We start from the raw sequence: 21,807 nt of genomic DNA on the forward strand, positions 1-21,807 counted from the left end.
AGCAACTACCTTTCTGGCTGCGGCCTAGTGCCTACTCAGCCGGTTGATCTGAGGCGGCATCGCCGTTGCCGGCACCTGCCCCTTCGCCCTCGCGCTGCGAGTCGAGGACGCCGGAGCGGATGGCATCGTCCACGCGGTCCAGGTGCTCATCGTAGGTATCAGAGAACACGGTGGTGCCGTCCTTATCCACGGTGACGAAGAACTTCCAATTACCTTCGGCCGGTTCTTCCATGGCGCGGATTGCCTCATCAGAAGGCGAGGAAATCGGCGTATCCGGCAATCCTTCCTTGGCGTAGGTATTCCACGGCGTCTTCTCCGCACGCGCCTCATCGGTGGTGGCAAGTTCAACGTCTTCTAGGCCATAGTTCACGGTGGAGTCGAACTCCAGGCGCATCGGCTCATCCAAGCGGTTCAGGATGACGCGGGCAACCTTGTCGAATTCGCCGGCGGGTGCCTCACGCTCCACCAAGGAGGCAGAGGTCAAAAGCTCGTACGGCGAAAGACCAATGGCCTTGGCACGGTTTTCAATGTCGGTTTCTTCATAGCGCTTGGCAGAGCGGGTAATGAGGTCCTTCAAGATATCCTTGGCGCTCATATTCGGGTCGAGCACGTACTGACCAGGGGCAATCAGGCCCTCAATACGCTTCGGGTCATTGCCGCGCTTCTTAATGGCATCCAGTGCCCAATCGGGCGCGCCGAGCTCCTTAGGATCGGTTTCCGCTGCTGCCTTCTCCAGCTCTTCCTTCTCCAGGCAGTTGCCGTCATCGCAGCTGACCTGTGAGATCAAAGAGTAGATGCCAAAGCGCACGTCACCACCGACGACCTTGACATCCTCCAGGGTCGCACCACCTTGGACCTCGAGCATGTCCACGCGGTTGTTTTCATCCAGCAATGCCTCTACCGCATTCGCCGCACTCATTTCTTCTTGCAGGCGGTAGAAACCAGGTTGAATCTGGCTGGCGCTGTGGTTCATCGATGCCGCAGAGTCGAATGCCTCTTGGGTCTTGACCACATTCTTTTCCACGAGCGTGGGACCCAGCTCGGACATGGAGGACCCTTCTGGGACCTCCACCAATTGCGTGGTGCCGTTACCGGCCCCTTCGTAGTCGGCCGAAGAAGTGCCGATGCGTACTCCGATGTAGATCAGAGCTCCTAGAATAACGATGACGGATGCGACCACCACGGCGATGCCGCGCTGGCGCCGCTTGACGTACTTATCATCCATCGATCGCCCGAGGCGTTGTTGGTTACGGCTCACGTGTTTAGTCTCCTGAGTTTGAAGGCTGGGCTACTGCATCATCCGAGCGGAGCGCGTTAGCACGCCCATCCAGCCAGGACTGTAGTATTTCCACCGCTGCAGCTTGGTCAATGATTTTTCTGCCCTTCTTTTCGGACACGCCGGACGCGCGCAGCGCGGTGGTTGCCGCTACCGTCGTCAAACGTTCATCAGCCAAGCGTACTGGTGGTGGAACTTTATCTATATTTTCATCTTGATTCAAGCGGCGTCGAATCCGAAACGCAATTTCTTTCGCGTGTTTTACACTTTTTGACCCATTTCCGTGTAAATCACGCGGCAAACCAACAATGACTTCTACCGCGGTATATGCCGCAATAAGCTCGAGAATTCGATCAATGTCTTCTTGATCGCGGTCTTTGAAGCCGGTCTTCCTAGGAACGGTTTCCACAGGGGTAGCGAGGGTGGCCTCGCGGTTGGATGCCGCGACGCCAATTCGCACTGTGCCCACGTCGAGTGCTAAACGGCGACCCTCGCCTGGGTCATCCACTCCGGGGGAATCTGGTTCAACCTTTGCCACAATGAATCCTTATCGCGACTGCAACAGATCCTTGACGGCCTCAAAGCCGCGCTGCGCACCTTCCGGCGCGGTACCAGAGCCCTGCGCCATGTCTGGCTTGCCGCCGCCGCGGCCGTTGACGTATTCGCCGAGGCGCTTGACGATGTCCCCTGCTTTCACGCCCTCGTCCACCGCCTTGCCCGTAGCGGCAGCAATGAACGGGAACTTACCCTTATCCACTGCACCGAGCACGATGACCGCGGCCGTATCCTTCATCCGGTTACGGATATCGGTGGCCACGGTGCGCAGGTCGCCGCCAGAAGTGCCATCGGGAAGCTGGAGCGTAATGGTCTTGATGCCATTGACATCGGTAGCCGAGTCGATGAATTCAGAGGCCCGCGCGGTCAGTTGCGCCTTGCGCAGGACCTCGATTTCCTTCTCGGCGGCCTTGAGGCGCTCCGAAAGCTGAGAAATGCGCTCTGGCAGTTCCTCAGACTGCACCTTCAGCTCGCGGGAAACGCCCTCTACCAGCGCGGTTTCCTTGGAGTAGTACCGGAAGGCATCCATGCCGGAGTAGGCCTCGATGCGGCGGGCGCCGGAGCCCACTGAGGATTCGCCAAGCACGGACACGGGTCCAATCTCTGCCGAGGAACCCACGTGGGTGCCGCCGCAGAGCTCGATGGAAAATGGTCCGCCGATTTCCACCACGCGCACCTGGTTGCCGTAGTTTTCACCGAACAGGGCCATGGCACCCATCGCCTTGGCCTCTTCCAGCGAGGTCTCGATGGTGTTGACGGCCATATTGGAGTCGATCGCCTGATTAGTAATCAGGGCGATTTCTTCCATTTGCTCTTGGCTCAACTGCTCGGTGTAGTTGAAGTCGAAGCGCAGGTAGCCCGGGCGGTTAAGGGAGCCTGCCTGCACTGCGGTGGGTCCCAGCACCTGCCGCAGGGCTGCGTGAATGAGGTGGGTGGCCGAGTGGGCCTGGGTTGCACCGTGGCGCCACTTCTCATCTACGGAAGCCTCAACGGACATGCCAAGGTCAAGCCCGCCGGCGGTAACGGAAGCCTTGTGTACCCACAGCTTCTTGCCAATCTTCTGGACGTCATTGACCTCCAGGAGGGATTCGCCCGCAGAAATGCGGCCGCGGTCAGCCATCTGTCCGCCGGACTCAGCGTAGAGCGGCGAGTGGTCCAAAATGACCTCAACCTCATCGCCCTCGTGCACCTCGTTGACCTTCTGGCCGTCTTTGACCAGGCCGATGACGTTCGCGCCCGAGACCAGTTCCTCATAGCCGGTGAATACGGTGGGGTTATTATCCACCCAGTCGCGGTACAAGGAGAGGTCGGTGTGACCGTGCTTCTTGGCCTGGTTATCGGCCTTGGCGCGGCGGCGTTGCTCGCCCATGGCGGCATTAAAGCCGTCCATGTCCACGTCGAGGCCGGCCTCTTGCGCCATTTCCAGGGTGAGGTCGATGGGGAAACCGTAGGTATCGTGCAGTTCGAAGGCCTTATCACCGGAAAGCACCTTTTGGGTCTTGGCGCGGTGGGTGGAGCGCAGGTCCTCCACTGCTTTATCGAAAAGCTTGGTGCCAGACTCCAGCGTCTTCAAAAACGCCTTTTCCTCGTTGATGGCCACGCGCAGGATGCGCTCGCGGTTATCCGCAATCTCGGGATAGGACGGGGTCATGGTGTCCATGACGGTATTCATGAAGCGCTCCATGGTGGGGCCCTCGGCGCCGAGCAGCTTTGCTGAGCGAATGATACGGCGCAGCAAGCGGCGCAGGATATAGCCCCTGCCCTCATTTCCCGGGGTAACACCATCCAAGATGAGCATCATGCCGGTGCGGGAGTGGTCAGCCACCACGCGGAAGCGGATATTATCTTGCTCCGTTGCCTTCTCACCGTAGGTGGCACCGGTAAGCTCCTCGGCGACGTCAATGACCGGGCGCAGCAGGTCGGTCTCGTAAACGTTGTCTACCCCCTGCAAGAGGCAGGCGACGCGCTCGATGCCTAAGCCGGTGTCGATGTTTTTCTTCGGCAGCTCTCCGACGATCTCAAAATCGCCCTTTCCGGTCCCCTCACCGCGCTCATTTTGCATGAACACGAGGTTCCAGATCTCCATGTAGCGGTTATCATCCGCAATCGGGCCGCCGTCCTTGCCGTATTCGGACCCGCGATCGTAATAGATTTCCGAGCAGGGCCCACATGGTCCCGGCACGCCCATGGACCAGTAGTTATCTTCCATGCCCAGGCGCTGGATGCGCTGTTCTGGCACGCCGATCTTATCGCGCCAGATTTCCGCTGCCTCATCGTCATCGAGGTACACGGTGACCCATAGGCGCTCTGGGTCCAAGCCAAACCCGCCGTCTTCTACGTCTTTGGTCAGCAGGTTCCATGCATTGGAAATGGCGCCTTCCTTGAAGTACTGGCCAAAGGAGAAGTTACCCGCCATTTGGAAGAAGGTGTTGTGGCGGGTGGTAATGCCCACCTCCTCAATATCCAAGGTGCGCACGCACTTCTGGATAGAGGTGGCAAGGCCTTGCGAAAATGGTGGGGTCTGCTGGCCCAAGAAATAGGGCTTGAAGGGCACCATGCCCGCGTTAACGAAAAGCAGGTTAGGGTCATCCAGGATCAAAGAGGCGCTGGGGACAACCTCGTGACCAGAATTGACGAAGTGCTGGGTAAACCGTTCCCGGATCTCATGAGTCTTCACGAGCAATAATCCTAACTGTCTAAGCTTTTATCTTCCATCAAGAAGCTTTCTAACCCACCCAACTTTACCTACTGGTGGGCAGGCTGTGCCCATCGGTGGGGCCAAAACCGGCCATGCCGGTTCGCACTTAGCGGCGCTTGCCGCGAAGTATCCTGCGCAAACGGCCAATATAGTCAAAGATTCGCTTCTCAGCGCCGTGTTCGGTGGGCTCATAATATACGGTGCCCTCGAGCTCATCGGGCAGGTATTGTTGCTCCACTACCCCGCGCGGGTCATCGTGGGGGTAGGAATAGCCCGTCGCATTCCCCAACCGCTTAGCGCCCTCATAGTGCCCATCGCGCAGGTGCGGCGGCACGTGGCCCACCTTGCCGGCCGCGACATCGGCCTGCGCCTTAGTAATGGCAGCGATAACGGACGGCGATTTCGGCGCCGTCGCCAAGTGAATCGTTGCCTGCGCCAATGGGATGCGCGCTTCCGGCAAGCCGATCAGTTGCGCCGCCTCTGCGGCAGCGACGGCGACTTGCAAGGCCGTGGGATCTGCCATGCCAATATCTTCTGAGGCGTGAACCATCAGGCGGCGGGCGATAAACCGGGGATCCTCGCCGGCTTCCACCATGCGCGCTAGGTAGTGCAGCGCGGCATCGACATCGGAGCCGCGGATGGACTTGATGAAGGCGGAGGTCACATCGTAGTGCTGGTCGCCGTCGCGGTCATAGCGCACCACCGCCCGATTCACGTTATCCGTAATCGTGGTCGCGGTGATCTCGCCGCCATCGTCGACTGCTTCCGCGGCCGCTTCAAGGTAGGTCAGGCTGCGCCGGGCATCACCACCAGAAAGCACGACGAGCTGGTTTAATGCCTCATCAGTAATGGTTAAGTCGCGCTCGCCTAGCCCCCGATCGCTGTCTAACGCGCGGCGCGCTACGCCTTTGAGGTCCGCCTCGCTCAGCGAGTGCAGTTGCAGTAGGAGCGAGCGGGAAAGCAACGGCGAAACGACCGAGAATGACGGGTTTTCGGTCGTCGCTGCAACGAGCAGAACCGTCCGGTTTTCCACCGCCGCCAGCAAGGCGTCCTGCTGGGTTTTGGAGAAGCGGTGCACCTCATCGATGAAAAGGACCGTTCGGCGGCCATGGATAAGCTCTTGGCGGGCGTGGGTAATGACTTCGCGCACCTGCTTCACCCCTGAATCAAGGGCGGAGAGACCAACGAAGTTTTGGCCCATCTGGCTGGCTATCAGCGAGGCAATCGTCGTCTTGCCAGTACCGGGCGGCCCATACAAAATGACCGAAGCCTCGCCGGATCCTTCGACCAAGCGGCGCAGCGGCTTGCCGGGGCCAAGGAGGTGGTCCTGGCCCACGACCTCTTCCAAAGTCTGCGGGCGCATGCGCGCGGCCAAGGGCGAACCGGAGTGCGTGGCAAAGAGATTGGCCGTGGGAAAAGACGATGCCGAGCCATCGCCTCCCATGCTGCCGCCGGCATTGGGAGAGGCGCCGAAGAGAGAATCCTGGCTCATGTGGTTTTAGCTCCCCAAAAAGGTGTAGTGATTAGTCGTCGTGGACGCGGCGGGCAACCAAGTTGCCAAACTCCGCGATGGCCGTACACGGTGCGGTCCCGCATTGGGCGGCGTAGCGCGCGAGCGCGTCAAAGGTTTCATAGAGGTCTTGGCGCACCAATAGTTCGTCCTCATTAAAAGGTCCGCTCTCTGGTGGGCGCAGGATCGAACGCTTTGGGTCATGGACAACCTCCGCTTCCCCGCTAGCAAGTGCAACCAATCCCTCAATTCCCCCGGCGTGCATCGTGGTCACGCTCGACAAGGCCCAGCCGATGAGGGAAGCGACGATAAGCCCGTGCAATTCGTCTTCATCGGCAAAGCGCGGCCACACCTCAGATACCTCGCGCGACCATGCGGCAAGAAATATATCTGCTTCCTTATCCGTAATTGGCTTAGAAAACAAGAACTGCGGGAAGCCAGCGATAACGCACGCGACGTCAAAGCCCACGTTCCTAAAGCCCGCCCATTCATAGTCCAAGAAGTGCAGGCGCTTGGAAACGATGATGTTATCCGGCGAAAGATCGAAGGGAGTAAAGGCCCTATCCTTGCCAGAGGCGAGGGATTCCGCGGCTTGATCGGCCAAACTGCGGAAGCTTTCGGGGGCTTCAAGCCCCGCCTCATCCAGCAGATTGAGACCAATGCCGATGGAACGATACAGGGACTGATCGCGCACGGATTGGTGATCGGCGTATTCCGGGTTATGGCGCAAGGTGCGGTTGAGCAGGGTTTCGAAATCCTGCTCATGATCCGCGGTGCCCACGTGGATATGCCCCAATGCCGTACCCAAGGAACGCAGGATCCGAATGCGATCCTCATCGCCGGATTCTAAGAGCACATCCGCAAGGGTCTCGGCTTCACCCAAATCCGTCAGGACAATGATGCGCCGGTCTAAATCGTGGGCGAGCAGCACGGGTCCAGGGCGCACGTCTTCTGCTAAGGCGGTGGTGAATTGGTAGGCCACGACCTCGCGCAGCATCGCTGCGTCATCCACGCCGTAGCCGGTGACCGGATTGTATTTGATGACCACAGAGCGATGCGGCAAAAATGCGCTAGGGGCAACCTTCGCGCGCAGGACTAAGGCATTGCCAGATCCGCCTAAATCCTCAATGTCTGACATTTCCGGCGTGCCACCAAAGCGGCGCGACAACATTTCCGATGCGGCGCCAATGACCTCATCGGCCGAAAGCACTGTCTGTGTATCAACCATAGTTCTATCCAGTATGCCCGCCAACACAAAGCGGGGGCTACACCCTCGCCGCACAAGTGTCCGCTGCGGCGAGGGCGCGCGCCCCGCTTACCCTAAAAATGGTGTCGTGATAGCGAGCCTAAGAGCTAGTTCTCCTGCTCTGATTTCGCGGCCTTAGCCTCTTCGCCGTTCTTTTTCTTCTTCGGCTTGAAGTCCACGCCGGTCTCCTTGCGCTGTGCGGCGGGGATGGGCGCGGGGGCATCGGTAAGCGGATCCACGCCGCCACCGGACTTCGGGAAGGCAATCACGTCGCGGATGGAATCAAAGCCGCCCAAGAGGGACACGATGCGGTCCCAGCCAAAGGCGATGCCGCCGTGTGGCGGTGCGCCGTAGGAGAAGGCGTCGAGCAAGAAGCCGAACTTCTCTTGTGCTTCCTCATCGCCGATGCCCATGACCTCAAAGACGCGCTTTTGCACATCTTCTTGGTGGATACGGATGGAACCGCCGCCGATCTCGTTGCCGTTGCAGACGATGTCGTAGGCATAGGCCGTGGCCTCGCCCGGGTTCTCGTCGAAGGAATCGATCCACTCCGGCTTCGGCGAGGTAAAGGCGTGGTGCACCGCGGTCCACTTGGAGTGGCCCAAGGCAACGTCGCCGGACGCGGTGGCATCGGCAGAAGGCTCAAAGAGCGGGGCGTCAACGACCCAGGTAAAGGCCCAGTCGCCTTCCTTGATGAGGTCAAGCTTCTTGGCGATTTCGCCGCGGGCTGCACCCAGCAGCGCGCGGGAAGACTTGGTATCGCCGGCGGCGAAGAAGATGGCGTCACCGGGTTTTGCGCCAACGTGCTCGGCGATGCCCTCGCGCTCCGCGTCGGTGATGTTCTTGGCCACTGGCCCGCCCAGGGTGCCATCTTCTGCGACGGTTATGTAGGCAAGGCCCTTGGCGCCGCGCTGCTTGGCCCAGTCCTGCCATGCATCGAACTGGCGGCGCGGCTGCGAAGCACCGCCGTCCATGACCACGGCACCGACGTATTCGTTCTGGAAGACGCGGAAGGTGGTGTCCTTGAAGAACTCCGTGCACTCGACAATCTTGATGTCAAAGCGCAGGTCCGGCTTATCGGAGCCGTAGTACTTCATGGCATCGGCATAGGTCATGCGCGGGATTGGGGTCTGAATGTCGTAGCCGATGAGCTTCCACAGCTCTTTGACAATCTCTTCACCAAGCGCAATGACATCGTCTTGATCCACGAAGGACATCTCCACGTCCAATTGGGTAAATTCCGGCTGGCGGTCGGCGCGGAAGTCCTCATCGCGGTAGCACCGCGCGATCTGGTAGTAGCGTTCCATGCCGGCCACCATCAGCAGCTGCTTGAACAGCTGCGGCGACTGCGGCAGCGCGTACCAAGAGCCTGGCTTCAGGCGGGCAGGCACCAGAAAGTCGCGCGCGCCCTCTGGGGTGGAACGGGTCAAGGTAGGGGTTTCGATTTCGGCGAAATCGTGCTTATCCAGCACGTTACGGGCCGCGCGGTTGGCAGCGGAGCGCAGACGCAGTGCCTTTGCCTGGCGCTCGCGGCGCAGATCCAAGTAGCGGTACTTCAGGCGGGTCTCCTCGCCTACCTCGCCAGAGGAGGAAGGATCATCTACCTGGAAGGGCAGCGCTGCGGATTTGTTGAGCACCTCCAGGTCGGTGACGTTGACCTCGATGTCGCCGGAAGGCAGGTTCGGGTTTTCGGATCCTTCTGGGCGCGGTTCCACTACGCCGGTTACCTTGACGCAGTATTCCGAACGCAGGTCATGGGCGCGCTCTGCCACATCGGATTCGCGGAAGACTACCTGGGCAATGCCGGAACGATCGCGCAGGTCGATGAAGATCACGCCGCCGTGGTCACGGCGACGAGAAACCCAACCGGTTAGGGTTACTGTCTCTTCTGCCAGTTCTTTGCGGAGCTCACCGGCTAAATGGGTACGCAGCACTATAATTCAATCCCTTCTGAAATGGAGTAACTTGCGGGTCCAGCCACGCGTAAACAGCGCGCGCCCAACCAAGCACAAGACTAGGAACTTGGCCAATTCTACATCCCACCGCCGTTTCTTCTCCCATTAAGTCCAATTAAGGCACCAGGCATGGGTGCGAACCGGACGCCGCTGCCAGTACCGCGCATAAATGTGGCCGGTACGCACTGAAGACGCCGAAAAGGTGTGACACTATTTAGGCATGACGTTTAAATCTGGTGCCGATTTTGATGGCCAGCGCGCAACCTCCGGCGGTGGTGGCGGCCTCGCTATCGGCGGCGGCATCGGCTCCGTCGTGCTCGTCGGGCTCTACCTCTTATTAGGAGGAAACCCCTCCGATATTGGTGCCCTGTTGGGCAATGAACAGTCCCAATCCGGCACCCACACCGGTGCCGATGATTCCGCCTTCGATCACTGCCAAACGGCAGAAGACGGCAATAAATACGATGACTGCCGGGTCATGTTTACCGCCATGAGCGTGGATAATGTCTGGACCGCCGAGCTACCCGAGCAAGCCGGCATCGAATACACCAACCCTGGCCGGGTGATTTTTAATAGCTCCACCAATTCCGGCTGCGGCACTGCGTCTTCAGCCACGGGGCCGTTTTATTGCCCCGCCGACCAATCGGCGTATTTTGACACCACGTTTTTCAATTCGCTGAGCAACTACGGCGCGCACAATGCCCCGTTCGCGCAGATGTACATCGTTGCCCACGAGTTTGGTCACCACATTCAGCAGCTCGAGGGCACGCTGCAGCTATCTGACTATAACGACCCCGGCGCGGATTCCAATGCGGTAAAGATCGAGCTCCAGGCAGATTGCTACGCCGGTATTTGGGCTTCCCACGCGGATAAGGGCGAGGATGCTCTGCTGGAGCCGATTTCCCAACAGCAGGTGGCTGACGCAGTCACCGCGGCGCAGGCTGTGGGTGACGATAATATTCAGCGCCGTTCCACTGGGCAGGTCCAACCCGATGCGTGGACGCACGGTACTTCCGAGCAACGCCAGCGAGCTTTCCTTGCTGGTTATAATTCCGGCCGGATGGCTGAGTGCGACACCTTGGGGCGCGGGGTCTACAGCTAACTCCCGGCCCCCTCTTTACCCCGCTGGGAATAATCTCTCTGCCCGCATTGTTGACATGTCACGTACAATGATTGCAGGTACGCAGCAAGGGTAGAAAGGGACACCATGCAATTTGGCATTTTCACGGTCGGAGATGTGACCACCGATCCAACGACGGGCGAAACCCCATCAGAGGCGGAGCGAATCCGCAATATTACGGAAATCGCGCTCAAGGCAGAAGAAGTGGGCCTCGATGTCTTCGCCACAGGCGAGCACCACAACCCGCCCTTCGTTCCGTCCTCCCCGACGACCCACCTAGCCTATATCGCAGCGCAGACCGAGCGCTTGCAGCTTTCTACCTCCACGACGCTGATTACCACCAATGACCCGGTAAAGATCGCCGAAGATTACGCCTTTTTGCAACACCTTTCCGGCGGCCGGGTGGAACTGATGATGGGGCGCGGCAATACCGGCCCCGTCTACCCGTGGTTTGGCAAAGATATCCGCCAAGGCATCCCGTTGGCCGTGGAAAATTACCACTTGCTGCGCCGCCTGTGGCGGGAAAACAGCGTCAACTGGGAGGGCAAATTCCGCACCCCGTTGCAGGCGTTTACCTCTACCCCGGCGCCCCTCGATGGCGTCCCGCCGTTTGTATGGCACGGCTCCATTCGTTCTACCCAGATTGCAGAACAAGCGGCCTATTACGGCGACGGGTTCTTTCACAATAATATCTTCTGGAATCAAGAACACACGGCCAAGATGGTCAACATGTACCGGCGTCGCTTTGCTTCCTATGGCCACGGCCAAGCAGACCAAGCCATCGTGGGGCTCGGCGGCCAGGTATTCATCGGCGATACTGAAGAGGAGGCCAAGAGGTTCTTCCGCCCGTACTTCGATAACGCCCCCGTGTACGGGCACGGGCCTAGCCTGGAGGAATTTACTGACTACACCCCGCTGACCGTGGGTACCGCAGAGCAGGTTATTGAGCGCACCCTGAAATTTGCGGACTACGTGGGCGATTACCAACGCCAGCTCTTCCTCATCGATCACGCCGGGCTGCCACAAGAAGTGGTGCTCAAGCAGATAGAAATTCTTGGCACACAAGTAGTACCGGAGCTTCGTCGGCGCTTTGAGCAGCGACGACCAGAGCATGTACCCTCGGACCCACCAACGCATGCCACGCTCAAGCAGCACCCAGATTCCCCGCACTTTCGCGTAAGCCCTGGAAAGGAGGACTAAGCAATGCGCTCTTTAGTTGTCCTCACGGCCGGGCTCTCGGAGCCATCATCTACCCGGCAATTGGCTGAGACCATTGCAGAAGCCACCGAGGCGAAGATTTCCGCGCGCGGTGAAGGCGTAAACACCCACATTATTGAGGTGCGCACCCTTGCTTCTGAATTGGCCACGGCCATGACCAATTGGGCGGCTCCAACGCCCCAATTGGATGAAGCAAAAGAGCTGCTTTCCACGGCCGATGGCTTTATTGCCGTCACCCCTGCCTTCCAAGGCAGCTACTCCGGGCTGTTCAAGATGTTTTTTGATGTTCTGGATGCCCACGCCTTGGAGGAGCTGCCCACCATCGTGGCAGCTACGGGCGGTTCCCCGCGCCACGCGCTCATCTTGGACTATGCGCTGCGCCCCCTGTTGAATTATCTGCACGCCCACGTCGTTCCGACCGGCATTTTCCAGGCAACCGAGGATCTGGGCACCGCCGAGGGCGCGCGCATTCGCAGCCGTATCGAGCGCGCCGCAACGCAGCTTGCGGATCAGATGATTCGCCCCACGGATCGGGTCGCCGGGCTTGCCGATGCCCCCAAACCCAGTCCCCATTCCCGCCCTACCGGAATCGGAGTGGACGAAGAGTTTCTGCCTTTCGAGGAAATTTTGTCCCAATACGACGGAAAGCGCTAGCGCCGCAATACCTATCGCATATTCTAAAATTGATACATGTCACATATTTCTCTACGCTTGAATTTTAGAATCTTCGACCCGAATCCCCGCGCCAGAGAAAATCTCTTTTTCATGCTCTTGGACCGATAACTCTCTTGCTACCAAGAAAGGTTTCTTAAGGCTTTCACCATGACTATTAGCGTTACTGACATTTTCGCCATCGGCATTGGTCCATCCTCCTCTCACACGGTTGGGCCGATGCGCGCCGCGAAGCAATTCCTCGATTCCCTTGATACCCATCCGGCCCGCGTGTCCGCTGAGCTGCGCGGTTCGCTGTCCGCCACCGGGCGCGGCCACGCCTCCGACCGCGCCGTCATCCTAGGACTCGCCGGCTGGGAGCCGCTGACCGTTCCCATCGATGCCGAGCCGCAAGCCGGCGGCACAATCCCCAGCGAAGGCACCATCTCTGGCCCGTCTGGCACCGTCGACTACGAAATCACCTTTGATAACGAGCCACTACCCCAGCACCCCAATGGCATGATCTTTAAGGCCTGGGACGCAGAGGGCAATATCCTGGCTGAAGACGAACAGTACTTCTCTGTCGGCGGTGGCTTCATCCTCTCCCGCAAAGAGCTCGACGCAGAGATGGCCGATAGCCACGAAGTACCCGCCGGCGTTGCCGCAGCAACCGTAGAAGATACCGTGCCCTATGAATTCACCACCGGCGAAGAACTGCTCAACCTGTGCGAGGCCAACGACAAGGACATTTGGGAAATCGTCCTTGCCAATGAGGAAGTGCTCCACAAGGACGACGGCGGCGCGGATTATGTCCTGCGCCATCTGGACCTCGTATGGGACATCATGCGCGAATGCGTGACCGATGGCATTTCCACCAAGGGCTTGCTGCCGGGTGGCCTCCGCGTGCCGCGGCGCGCCCCCAAGATGTATGCGCAGCTGCTCGAGCAGAAAAATGACCCACACTCTGGCTTTTCCGCCATGGAATGGGTCAATCTCTTCGCCTTAGCGGTCAACGAGCAAAACGCTGCGGGCGGCCGCGTTATTACCGCGCCCACCAACGGCGCCTGCGGCATCATTCCCGCAGTGCTGCACTATGCGCGCGACTTCCACGGTGGCTTCTGCCGCGAATCCGCACGCCGTTACCTGCTCACCGCCGGCGCCATCGGCATGATCATCAAACAGAACGCCTCCATTTCCGGCGCCGAGGTGGGCTGCCAGGGCGAGGTCGGCTCCGCCTCGTCCATGTCCGCTGCGGGAATGGCGGCACTCCTCGGTGCTACCCCAGCCCAGGTGGAAAATGCGGCCGAAATCGCCCTTGAGCACAACCTCGGCCTCACCTGCGATCCGGTCGGCGGCCTCGTGCAAATCCCGTGTATTGAGCGCAATGCCATTGGCGCGGTGAAATCCATTAACGCCGCCCGCATGGCGATGATGGGTGAAGGCACCCACCACGTCACCCTGGATAACGCCGTGCAAACCATGGCGGATACCGGCCGCGATATGCATTCCAAGTACAAGGAGACCTCCCTCGGCGGCTTGGCCAAGACGATGGGCTTTAGCGTTTCCCAGGTGGAGTGCTAATCAGCTGAACACATACAAAAAGGAGGCACCGAATTTACTCGGTGCCCCCTTTTTAATCCTGTGCCTAGCCTTCTAGATCGCGCCCCAGAAGGGCAACTAGCTGCGATAGCTCAATATCGCGCTGCTCGTGGGCGGCCAAGTCCTTCACGGCAACGGTGCCCGTTTCTAGTTCTTGATCTCCCAAGACCAAAGCAAAGCGCGCGCCCGCGCGGTCGGCACCCTTCATCGCGCCCTTAAGGCCGCGATCACCAAAGGACATGTCCGCTGCGATTCCCGCCTTCCGCAGGTCATTGATGATCCCGGTCATGCGGCGCTTGGCCGCAGTACCTAAGGCAATGCCGTAGACATCCACGCGAGAATCACTGCCTTCTAGGGTGATTCCCTCCGCCTCTAGGGCGAGGATGGCGCGGTCAACGCCTAAGCCATAGCCGATGCCCGAAAGATCCTGTCCGCCCAGCTGCGCCATCAGGCCGTCGTAGCGGCCACCGCCGCCAATGCCGGATTGCGCACCCAGGCCATCGTGGACGAATTCGAAGCAGGTCTTGGTGTAGTAGTCCAAGCCGCGCACCATGCGCGGGTTAATTTCGTAGGCAACGCCCATATCATCCAGCATGCCCGTCACGGTCTCAAAGTGCTCGCGGCACTCGGCGTTGAGGTAGTCGAGCATCAAGGGGGCATCGGCAAGCTGCTCCTGCATTTCCGGGCGCTTATCATCCAAGACGCGCAAAGGATTGATCTCCGCGCGGCGGCGGGTCTCCTCATCAAGGTCCAGCTTAAACAAGAATTCCTGCAGCTTTTCGCGGTAGGCGGGCCGGCAATTGCGGTCGCCCAAGCTGGTCAATTCCAGGCGGAACCCGGAAAGCCCCAGGGTCCTATAGGAGCGATCCGCCAAGGCGATGACCTCCGCATCCAGTGCTGGATCGTCGACGCCAATGGCCTCCACGCCAACCTGCTGAAGCTGGCGGTAGCGGCCTGCCTGCGGGCGCTCATAGCGGAAGAACGGGCCGCTGTAGTTCAGCTTTACCGGGAGCTGACCGCGGTCCAAATTGTGTTGAATGACCGAGCGCATCACACCCGCAGTTCCCTCCGGGCGCAAGGTCACAGAGCGATCGCCGCGATCTGCAAAGGTGTACATCTCCTTAGAGACCACGTCGGTAGATTCACCCACGCCGCGGGCAAAGAGCGCGGTATCTTCAAAAATGGGCAATTCAATGTGCTGAAAACCGGAAAGATGCGCCTGTTCCACCATGGTCTGGCGGACCTTATAAAAAGTCGCAGACTCTGGTGGGTAATAATCTGGCACACCCTTCGGTGCGGACAGTGCCTGGAACCGCTTCTCTTCACTCATGGTCACTAGAGTACCCCATGGGATTGGGATTTTCGCAGGAATGGGTTGGTCGCCCTCTCCTGACGCATGGTTGAGCTTGGGCCGTGGCCGGGAAGAATGTCCAGCTCATCGTCCAAATCCCACACCGGGCCCGCCAATGAATCCAGCATGGCCTGCGGATTAGAATCCGGCAGATCGACCCGCCCCATTCCCCCGGCAAAAAGGACATCACCGGTAAGGGCAAAAGTATCCGAAATGATCAGAACGCACCCCGGCGAATGCCCAGGGGCGTGCTGGAGGGTAAATGTATGCCCGATTAGCTCCAGTTCCTCCCCACCGTGGAGTTCGCGGAGATCGGCAATGGGCAGCATGCTCGAGGCATTGAATAGCTCCTGCGCCTGGGCGGAGACACCCTCCCCGGAATCCAACATGAACCTATCTGCCGGATGAATATAAACGGGGATATCGAGCTCCTGCGCCAAGTCCCCGGCCTCGCGGGTGTGGTCGATGTGGCCGTGCGTAAGCACGATGGCTTCATAGTCATAGTCGTGCGCTAGGACCTGCGACATGGAATCCATGCCTGGATCCACGATGAAGGCGCGCTTTCCCTCCGCCGCGATATAGGTATTGGTGCGAAATGGGCCCGCGGTAAATCCTTGAATATCCATAATTTAAGTCTAACGAGGCTCGTCCCCATCGCGCCCCTGAACGCAGTGGCCTCTGGATTCAAGCCACATAACCATGCAAAAAGCACCCAGCCTTGGCGCCCACAGCCACGGCGGGTTATGGGGAAAGGCTGGGTGCTGGTTTTATTTAACCTGCTAGCTTCAAGCTTTATTGCAGGGCGGCAAGAGCCTTCTCGTAGTCCGGCTCGGTGGTTACCTCTGGCACCAATTCGTTGTAGATGACCTTGTGGTCAGCGTCGGTGACCACAACGGAGCGCGCCAACAGGCCCTTGAGCGGGGAGCCTTGCAGGGTCACGCCGAACTTCTCACCAAAATCGGAGCGGAAATCGGAGGCGGTCTCCACGTTTTCAATGCCCTCTGCGGCGCAGAAACGATCCAGCGCGAAGGGCAGGTCGCGGGAAACGGACAAGACAACGGTGTTGTCCAGGCCCGCGGCCTTTTCATTAAAGGTGCGCAGCTGCTGCTGGCACACGCCCGTATCGATGGAAGGGAAAATCGAGATAACGAGGCGCTTGCCCTCGAAATCCTTATTGGTGACCTCAGAAAGGTCGGTGCCAACGAGGGTGAACTCTGGGATGGACTCCCCTACAGCAGGAAGCTCACCAGCGGTTTGGGTAGGTTCGTCAGAAAATTTAACTTCAGCCATGGCCCCGAGCATACTGATACTTTTGCTTCCCCGCTATAGCTCGCCGTTTATTGCTCAACCCAATCCCCGAGCCAAGTCAGCCCCGTGTCCGCAAAGCCGCTAAAATCGTCCAAGTTGAGACACGTCACCGATAATCGCTAGAAAGGTTGTCCCACGGTGCCAGATAATAAAAAGCGCGGAGAAGACGCGCTGCACAAGCTCGATCGTGAGCTAAAGTCCCGTGACCGCAAGCAAAAGACTCGTCCTTTTGGTGTCGCCGCAGCCTCGCTCGTCGTCATCCTTGGCATCGCCGGAGGAATCTACTTCCTGTCCACCCGCGATGGCTCTGAGGGCGACATCCAGGCAGAAGATACCTCTGAGGCACAGACCACGCAGGAAGCCCCCAAGGCTGAACCCTTGAGCGGCAAGCGCGCGGAAGCCCTGCCAGCCACCGTCCAGTGCAACTACGAGGACAATGGCCAGGATGGCCACGGCGCGAAGAAGCCCGACGGCAAGGATATTTCCACCGAGGGCACCGTCACCGTCTCCTTCGATACCACCCAGGGCCCGATTGAGATGGACCTGGACCGCGCCGCTGCGCCGTGCACCACCCACGCCATCTCGGAACTGGCTGAATCCGGCTTCTACGATGACACCGTGTGCCACCGCATGACCTCTGGCGTGTTGAACGTGCTCCAGTGCGGCGATCCCACCGGTTCCGGTTCCGGCGGCCCAGGCTTCAAGTTTGACGATGAATACCCCGCCGATGAAACCGATGCCAAGGACGCACAGAACCCCGTTGTCTACCCCCGCGGCTCCGTCGCCATGGCCAATAGCGGCCCAGATACCAACGGCTCCCAGTTCTTCCTTAACTACGATGACTCGGAGCTTGCCCCTAACTACACCTACTTCGGCACCATCTCCGAAGAAGGCCTGAAGACCCTGGACAAGATTGCCGAGGCCGGCGTAGACACCGGCGATCAGGGCGGTCACCCAGGCCAAGAAGACGGCAAGCCTGCTGAAGAGGTAAAGATTAAAAAGGCTACGGTAAAGGCTTAGTCTGTGGCATCGGCGCTTGCCGATGCCCCATTACGTTGTTAGCAGTTCCACTTAAGGGAGCCCAGAATTCGTAACTCTGCCCCTGTGCAGGGGCAGGTTATGTTTGTCTGCGTTCCTTTTGCTTTTCTTTTGAGGAGCAATGGAACTAGTCGCTGGCTTCGGTATGGCTTATTTTCGTCCCTGTCTGACAATGATCCGGGGGGGTGATGCCGCCGAAGGCAGTGACATACTCCAAACTGCTAATAGGAACCTGACCCACATCAAGTGTGTGAGGTCTCAAAGTAATGTGGATGCCAGCGTGAAGTATGCCCGACCACCAGCGATGAAAGAAGTCTCATACTAATTCAACTCGCTAGGAGGTCTGACATGGCCTACGACTATGTCATCGGCATGGACATTGGAAAATACTTCCAGGGACTGTCAGTGACTCCTACGACAATGCTCTAGCTGAAAACGTTAACGGCTCTTACAAGAACGAACTCATCCATACTCGCAGGTGGAATGATGTTGTCGAGGTAGAAATTGCGACATTCGCGTGGGTGTCATGGTGGAACGAGGTAAGGCTCCACCAAAGCCTGGGATGCCGAACCCCGGCCGAGGTGGAGACCGAATTTTGGAAGAAGAACTCGCAACAGGGAATAATAGAAATCAAGGCAAATACCTAGGAACAAAACTCAGGGCACTTCACACCAACCACTCCATCTTCTGGAAGAACCTGAGCCCTAACGGTGGCGGCGAGCCAACCGTTGAGCTCGCGGAGGCTATCGACCGCGACTTCGGTTCCTTTGAGAAGTTCAAGGCGCACTTCTCCGCAGCAGCACTCGGCCTGCAGGGTTCCAGCTGGGCCGTGCTGGGTTACGACCACATTGCTGGCCGCCTGCTCGTTGAGCAGCTGACCGACCAGCAGGGCAACACCTCCGTGAACTTCACCCCACTGCTGATGCTGGATATGTGGGAGCACGCTTTCTACCTGCAATACAAGAACGTCAAGCCTGATTACGTCAAGGCCGTCTGGAACGTCCTCAACTGGGACGACGTTGCAGAGCGTTTCGCAGCAGCGAAGAAGTAAACCTTCCGCCGCACCATCATCGCTGCGGCTTACATGAACGCCGTGCCCACGCACTTTACGTGCCGGACACGGCCCTTTTCATGGCGTTTTTATCTCGCGGGGCACCGTTTTGGCTTAGCGAGTTCTCCCGGAAACCATAAGAAGAATAAATCCCAGCCAAAGTAATCCGGTGGCTGCAGTTATTACCCATAAAAGCTCACTAAACAACGGTTCCCAAAAACCACCGGCACGAAACAGCTGAGTGATAACGGCAGCAACTGCAATAACAATTCCGGCGGTAACTATCCACGCGCCGATTTTTCCTATCGTGGATGTAGAATACCGCGCTCGCCTATGGCTCCAGAGCGAAATATTTATCCCGATAAGCACAACCGCGATAGCGGTGGCCAGAAGAAATAATGCGCCAACAAGAAACGGAAAGCCGTCATTCGAAGCAGCAATAATGCTAATAAATACATAGAGCGTGAGGGCCATGAGGACCGAAAAAATTGTGATGCTTTCCAGGGGTTTCAGCATGTACATTCCACTCCCTAATTGTTGAGCCGGGCCTACCCCCGGAAAGTGGACACGTCGGGGGTTAGCTATGCTGCTTTAGTCAGTGTAGCTGAAGTCTCGGCTTCAAAGACATCCGGCGCTACAAGATTGCACCAGGAGTGCCGCCGGCGCGTGTTATAACGCATGCACCACCGGAAGACTTCCCGGCGGCAGGCGATCGGATTGTCAAAAACTTTCCGCTCTCGCAGCACTTCCCGCTTTAAAGTGGCGTTAAACGATTCTGCTAGGGCTTCTATCAGCACTCGTTCCTACCGCTCCCATAGACTGGCGCACACCCAACGACGAGCAATAGCTCCTAAAGGCCTGTGAGGTGTACACACTGCCGTGATCGGAATGGAAAATAGCCCCGTCCAGACTGCCACGCACACCATGCGCGTGGGATAGAGCGTCAATGACCAACGAGACACGCATGTGGTCTGCGAGTGCATAACCTGCAAGTTTCCGTGAATGAAGTGTCAATGACTGTGGCCAAATACATGTTTTTCCCTCCCTTACACGGAAGGTAGATAATATCGCCGACGTAAACGCGATTCGGCTCGTTGGCTGTGAATAAGCGGGCCTAGCAAATCTGGCATGACACGGTGGCCAGGCTTACACCTGGTAGTGATGCATCGGCGACGCTTGGTAAAGCCTTTAAGTCCCATGGCTTTCATAATTCGTGCAACTTTCTTGTGATTGACCGGGGCATACGCCGAGTCCTCCTTAAGGCTCGCAGCGATGCGTTTAGCACCATAAAGCCCGTGCTCATCATCAAAGATGGTTGTGATTCTCGCACCAATAACGGCATCAGAATACATCTCTTATCCTGCGCTTTTTACGAGTTTGGACCCATTTATAAAACGAGGAACGATTCAGCTTTAAAACGTGGCACATCCGCATAAGCCGAGTACTCGGTTCGGTGGTCATAGACACACTGGAAACAGAACTCCCGTGAGTCTGCTTTAAGCAAAATATTTAGCGGCCTTGCGCAGGATGTCACGTTCTTCGCGCAGCTTCGCGTTTTCTTTTTCTAACTGGCGGATCCGTCTCACGAATCATTCGCCGCTTGGGCTTTATCCTGCATGGCTTTTATGCCGGCACGTTTGCCGGTGCCGTACTTTTTGACCCAAGAATGAAGCGAGGCACGGTTAATACCGCGCTCTGCTGATGCTGAGTTCAGCGAGAGGTCCTCATTGTTCTCATAGAGAGCCACGGCATCGCGCTTGAACTGTTCTCAGTACCTGGACATGGTGGTAGATTACCTTTCTCCCCAACCCGACTGGGCCGGATATCAGGTGTCCACCAAACAGGGGTCAGGTCCAAACTATATAGGAAGACCCCCTACCGCCTCCCACCCCCTCACTTACTAACCCCATTTAGGGGTTAGTGGGAACTCCCCAGCGTGGAGCACGGATCATTTCGGTGCTCAACGTTGGGGATTTTTTCAGCTCCATTTCTCCGCTCAATATAACCCTCTACCTGCGCTTAAGGATCTAATATCTCCCCGAGCCATTCACACCATTAACATTAAGCGTCAACTACCACACTGCCCGATACGTTTTGACAATCTTTTTTAATAAAAGTTTGCACGATCTGTTGCAGACCGTAATACGGCTGTCTAATATCTAAGGAGTCTTTGAACACCACAAGCTCGTTAGGAAGCAAGATATGAAGCTTATCTCCCGCAAGGCTCTCGTTGCCGGCGCAACCGCCCTGTCCGTCACCTTCGCTGGCACCGCAGTGGCCACCGCTGCTGAGGTACCCACCACCCTGTCCTCCTCCATCGAGAAGGGCGCAGCAACGCAGCCGTACGCTAACGGCAAGGGCACCGGTGACGCCAACGAGGATCCTAAGAAGAAGCCTCAGCCCGAAAAGACTTCTCAGGAGAAGGCTAATGAAGTCCAGGCCTGGATCGGCGTCTTCACCGCTGCTATCGGCGCATTGGGTACTCTCTTCGCTTTCGCTAACAAGTACCTCAACATCGACGACTTCATGAAGAACTTCAAGCTTCCTTTCTAATCTTTCACGCTTCTTAAGCGCTTTTAACCGCTGTGCCCTAAATCTGGGCACAGCGGTTTCGCATATTCTGGGGCAGCCAGAGCACTACCCAGATGGACCTTCGCACCGGTTCTGCGCCCCCCTGCTCAGAACCCTTTAAGATTCCTTTGCCCGCCTGATGTATCCAGAGCCGACGAGGTCATTGAATATCTCTGGGTCGATTTCTTGGCCATTCTTAATTACGGAGATGTGGCCGGTGGGCTCTAAGACCATGACCTGGACGTCTTCCATGCGGCCGAGGCCAGACTTGCGCACTGCGGAATATACGTCCGAGCGAGTGATGTGGGAAACGGTGAGATTATCGTCGATCATCTCGCCCTGAAAGACGATGAGAACGGGCCGGCGATCTAAAAACCGCGTCCACTTCACCACCTTGCGGATGGTACCGAATGCAGCCTCTAGGGCCATAAGGGTTGTCAGGCCAATAACGCCCGCGGCCAAGGTGGGTGGAACGCCGATAATCACACGCCCGGCAACGGCACCGAACATAATGATGATGATCGCGTCAGAGGCCGTCATGGAGGTCAATACGCGGGAGCCAAACAGCTTTACCAAGACCATAAAGGCAAGATAGATGCCTAAGGTAGACAACATGACCACAGGAACTCGATGTAGCTCGATTCCTAGTTGAAAAGTAGC

Annotated in this window: 17 protein-coding genes and 3 pseudogenes; 8 read left to right on the plus strand and 12 right to left on the minus strand. The window is 58.0% G+C overall.

Going from position 1 to position 21,807, the window contains the following annotated elements; genetic code table 11:
* Positions 1–31: 31 nt before the first annotated feature.
* The 6 genes from mltG to aspS all read right to left on the minus strand — a co-directional run bounded on the left by mltG (position 32) and on the right by aspS (position 9,219).
* Entirely contained in the window at positions 32–1,225 is a 1,194-nt protein-coding gene (gene mltG / locus HMPREF1267_RS07260) for an endolytic transglycosylase MltG (RefSeq protein WP_005283219.1), read from the minus strand.
* 37 nt (positions 1,226–1,262) lie between these two features.
* Entirely contained in the window at positions 1,263–1,814 is a 552-nt protein-coding gene (gene ruvX, locus HMPREF1267_RS07265) for a Holliday junction resolvase RuvX (protein WP_023017424.1), read from the minus strand.
* A 9-nt stretch (positions 1,815–1,823) separates the two neighbouring features.
* A complete protein-coding gene (gene alaS, locus HMPREF1267_RS07270; RefSeq protein WP_023028847.1) occupies positions 1,824–4,508 on the minus strand; it encodes an alanine--tRNA ligase in 2,685 nt (894 codons plus the stop codon).
* A 127-nt stretch (positions 4,509–4,635) separates the two neighbouring features.
* Positions 4,636–6,021 (minus strand): replication-associated recombination protein A, encoded by a 1,386-nt coding sequence (locus HMPREF1267_RS07275; RefSeq protein ID WP_023017422.1) that lies wholly within the window; start codon positions 6,019–6,021, stop codon positions 4,636–4,638.
* Positions 6,022–6,052: 31 nt separating this feature from the next.
* Positions 6,053–7,267 carry a phosphotransferase family protein gene (locus tag HMPREF1267_RS07280; protein WP_023017421.1) on the minus strand — a complete coding sequence of 405 codons (1,215 nt, stop codon included), beginning with the start codon at positions 7,265–7,267 and terminating at the stop codon, positions 6,053–6,055.
* Between the two features lie 125 nt (positions 7,268–7,392).
* The gene (gene aspS, locus HMPREF1267_RS07285; protein ID WP_023017420.1) at positions 7,393–9,219 is read right to left on the minus strand and encodes an aspartate--tRNA ligase; all 1,827 of its coding nucleotides are present in this window, start codon (positions 9,217–9,219) and stop codon (positions 7,393–7,395) included.
* A gap of 241 nt (positions 9,220–9,460) precedes the next feature.
* Between aspS and HMPREF1267_RS07290 the strand changes: the two genes are divergently transcribed.
* From HMPREF1267_RS07290 to HMPREF1267_RS07305, 4 genes are all read left to right on the plus strand, one after another.
* A complete protein-coding gene (locus HMPREF1267_RS07290; RefSeq protein WP_023017419.1) occupies positions 9,461–10,342 on the plus strand; it encodes a neutral zinc metallopeptidase in 882 nt (293 codons plus the stop codon).
* 105 nt (positions 10,343–10,447) lie between these two features.
* Positions 10,448–11,560: an LLM class flavin-dependent oxidoreductase gene (locus HMPREF1267_RS07295; RefSeq protein WP_023028848.1), complete on the plus strand. Its 1,113-nt coding sequence runs from the start codon at positions 10,448–10,450 to the stop codon at positions 11,558–11,560.
* Between the two features lie 3 nt (positions 11,561–11,563).
* Entirely contained in the window at positions 11,564–12,232 is a 669-nt protein-coding gene (locus HMPREF1267_RS07300) for an FMN reductase (protein ID WP_005279023.1), read from the plus strand.
* A gap of 168 nt (positions 12,233–12,400) precedes the next feature.
* Positions 12,401–13,810: an L-serine ammonia-lyase gene (locus tag HMPREF1267_RS07305; protein WP_023017417.1), complete on the plus strand. Its 1,410-nt coding sequence runs from the start codon at positions 12,401–12,403 to the stop codon at positions 13,808–13,810.
* 64 nt (positions 13,811–13,874) lie between these two features.
* Here HMPREF1267_RS07305 and hisS read toward each other — a convergent pair whose 3' ends face one another.
* From hisS to tpx, 3 genes are all read right to left on the minus strand, one after another.
* Positions 13,875–15,158: a histidine--tRNA ligase gene (hisS, locus tag HMPREF1267_RS07310; protein WP_023028849.1), complete on the minus strand. Its 1,284-nt coding sequence runs from the start codon at positions 15,156–15,158 to the stop codon at positions 13,875–13,877.
* Between the two features lie 5 nt (positions 15,159–15,163).
* Complete coding sequence (locus tag HMPREF1267_RS07315) at positions 15,164–15,805, minus strand: MBL fold metallo-hydrolase (RefSeq protein ID WP_023017415.1); 642 nt, start codon at positions 15,803–15,805, stop codon at positions 15,164–15,166.
* A gap of 166 nt (positions 15,806–15,971) precedes the next feature.
* Entirely contained in the window at positions 15,972–16,469 is a 498-nt protein-coding gene (gene tpx, locus HMPREF1267_RS07320) for a thiol peroxidase (RefSeq protein WP_005279015.1), read from the minus strand.
* 156 nt (positions 16,470–16,625) lie between these two features.
* On the opposite strand from tpx, the gene HMPREF1267_RS07325 reads away from it, so the two are divergent.
* From HMPREF1267_RS07325 to HMPREF1267_RS07335, 3 genes and pseudogenes are all read left to right on the plus strand, one after another.
* Complete coding sequence (locus tag HMPREF1267_RS07325) at positions 16,626–17,507, plus strand: peptidylprolyl isomerase (RefSeq protein ID WP_023017413.1); 882 nt, start codon at positions 16,626–16,628, stop codon at positions 17,505–17,507.
* 413 nt (positions 17,508–17,920) lie between these two features.
* A pseudogene (locus HMPREF1267_RS12745) lies at positions 17,921–18,172 on the plus strand (integrase core domain-containing protein); the annotation flags it as partial.
* 20 nt (positions 18,173–18,192) lie between these two features.
* Positions 18,193–18,576, plus strand: a pseudogene (locus tag HMPREF1267_RS07335) (superoxide dismutase); the annotation flags it as partial.
* Positions 18,577–18,690: 114 nt separating this feature from the next.
* Here HMPREF1267_RS07335 and HMPREF1267_RS07340 read toward each other — a convergent pair.
* Together HMPREF1267_RS07340 and HMPREF1267_RS12995 are read right to left on the minus strand one after the other, a co-directional pair.
* Positions 18,691–19,092, minus strand: a complete 402-nt coding sequence (locus HMPREF1267_RS07340; RefSeq protein ID WP_023018212.1) for a hypothetical protein — start codon at positions 19,090–19,092, stop codon at positions 18,691–18,693.
* A gap of 65 nt (positions 19,093–19,157) precedes the next feature.
* A pseudogene (locus HMPREF1267_RS12995) lies at positions 19,158–20,323 on the minus strand (IS3 family transposase).
* 455 nt (positions 20,324–20,778) lie between these two features.
* On the opposite strand from HMPREF1267_RS12995, the gene HMPREF1267_RS07350 reads away from it, so the two are divergent.
* Complete coding sequence (locus HMPREF1267_RS07350; protein ID WP_023017410.1) at positions 20,779–21,129, plus strand: hypothetical protein; 351 nt, start codon at positions 20,779–20,781, stop codon at positions 21,127–21,129.
* A gap of 135 nt (positions 21,130–21,264) precedes the next feature.
* On the opposite strand, the gene HMPREF1267_RS07355 is transcribed toward HMPREF1267_RS07350, so the two are convergent.
* Entirely contained in the window at positions 21,265–21,762 is a 498-nt protein-coding gene (locus tag HMPREF1267_RS07355) for a DUF421 domain-containing protein (RefSeq protein WP_023017409.1), read from the minus strand.
* Positions 21,763–21,807 lie beyond the last annotated feature (45 nt).

The sequence above is a fragment of the Corynebacterium sp. KPL1824 genome, from assembly GCF_000478095.1.
Classification (GTDB): Bacteria; Actinomycetota; Actinomycetes; order Mycobacteriales; family Mycobacteriaceae; genus Corynebacterium; species Corynebacterium accolens.

Coding starts and splice junctions, on each gene's coding strand:
- mltG (WP_005283219.1), bottom strand. CDS start 1,225: ATGGATGATAAGTACGTCAAGCGGCGCCAGCGCGGCATCGCCGTGGTG.
- HMPREF1267_RS07275 (WP_023017422.1), bottom strand. CDS start 6,021: ATGAGCCAGGATTCTCTCTTCGGCGCCTCTCCCAATGCCGGCGGCAGC.
- HMPREF1267_RS07280 (WP_023017421.1), bottom strand. CDS start 7,267: ATGGTTGATACACAGACAGTGCTTTCGGCCGATGAGGTCATTGGCGCC.
- HMPREF1267_RS07290 (WP_023017419.1), top strand. CDS start 9,461: ATGACGTTTAAATCTGGTGCCGATTTTGATGGCCAGCGCGCAACCTCC.
- HMPREF1267_RS07295 (WP_023028848.1), top strand. CDS start 10,448: ATGCAATTTGGCATTTTCACGGTCGGAGATGTGACCACCGATCCAACG.
- HMPREF1267_RS07300 (WP_005279023.1), top strand. CDS start 11,564: ATGCGCTCTTTAGTTGTCCTCACGGCCGGGCTCTCGGAGCCATCATCT.
- HMPREF1267_RS07305 (WP_023017417.1), top strand. CDS start 12,401: ATGACTATTAGCGTTACTGACATTTTCGCCATCGGCATTGGTCCATCC.
- hisS (WP_023028849.1), bottom strand. CDS start 15,158: ATGAGTGAAGAGAAGCGGTTCCAGGCACTGTCCGCACCGAAGGGTGTG.
- HMPREF1267_RS07315 (WP_023017415.1), bottom strand. CDS start 15,805: ATGGATATTCAAGGATTTACCGCGGGCCCATTTCGCACCAATACCTAT.
- tpx (WP_005279015.1), bottom strand. CDS start 16,469: ATGGCTGAAGTTAAATTTTCTGACGAACCTACCCAAACCGCTGGTGAG.
- HMPREF1267_RS07340 (WP_023018212.1), bottom strand. CDS start 19,092: ATGCTGAAACCCCTGGAAAGCATCACAATTTTTTCGGTCCTCATGGCC.
- HMPREF1267_RS07350 (WP_023017410.1), top strand. CDS start 20,779: ATGAAGCTTATCTCCCGCAAGGCTCTCGTTGCCGGCGCAACCGCCCTG.
- HMPREF1267_RS07355 (WP_023017409.1), bottom strand. CDS start 21,762: ATGTTGTCTACCTTAGGCATCTATCTTGCCTTTATGGTCTTGGTAAAG.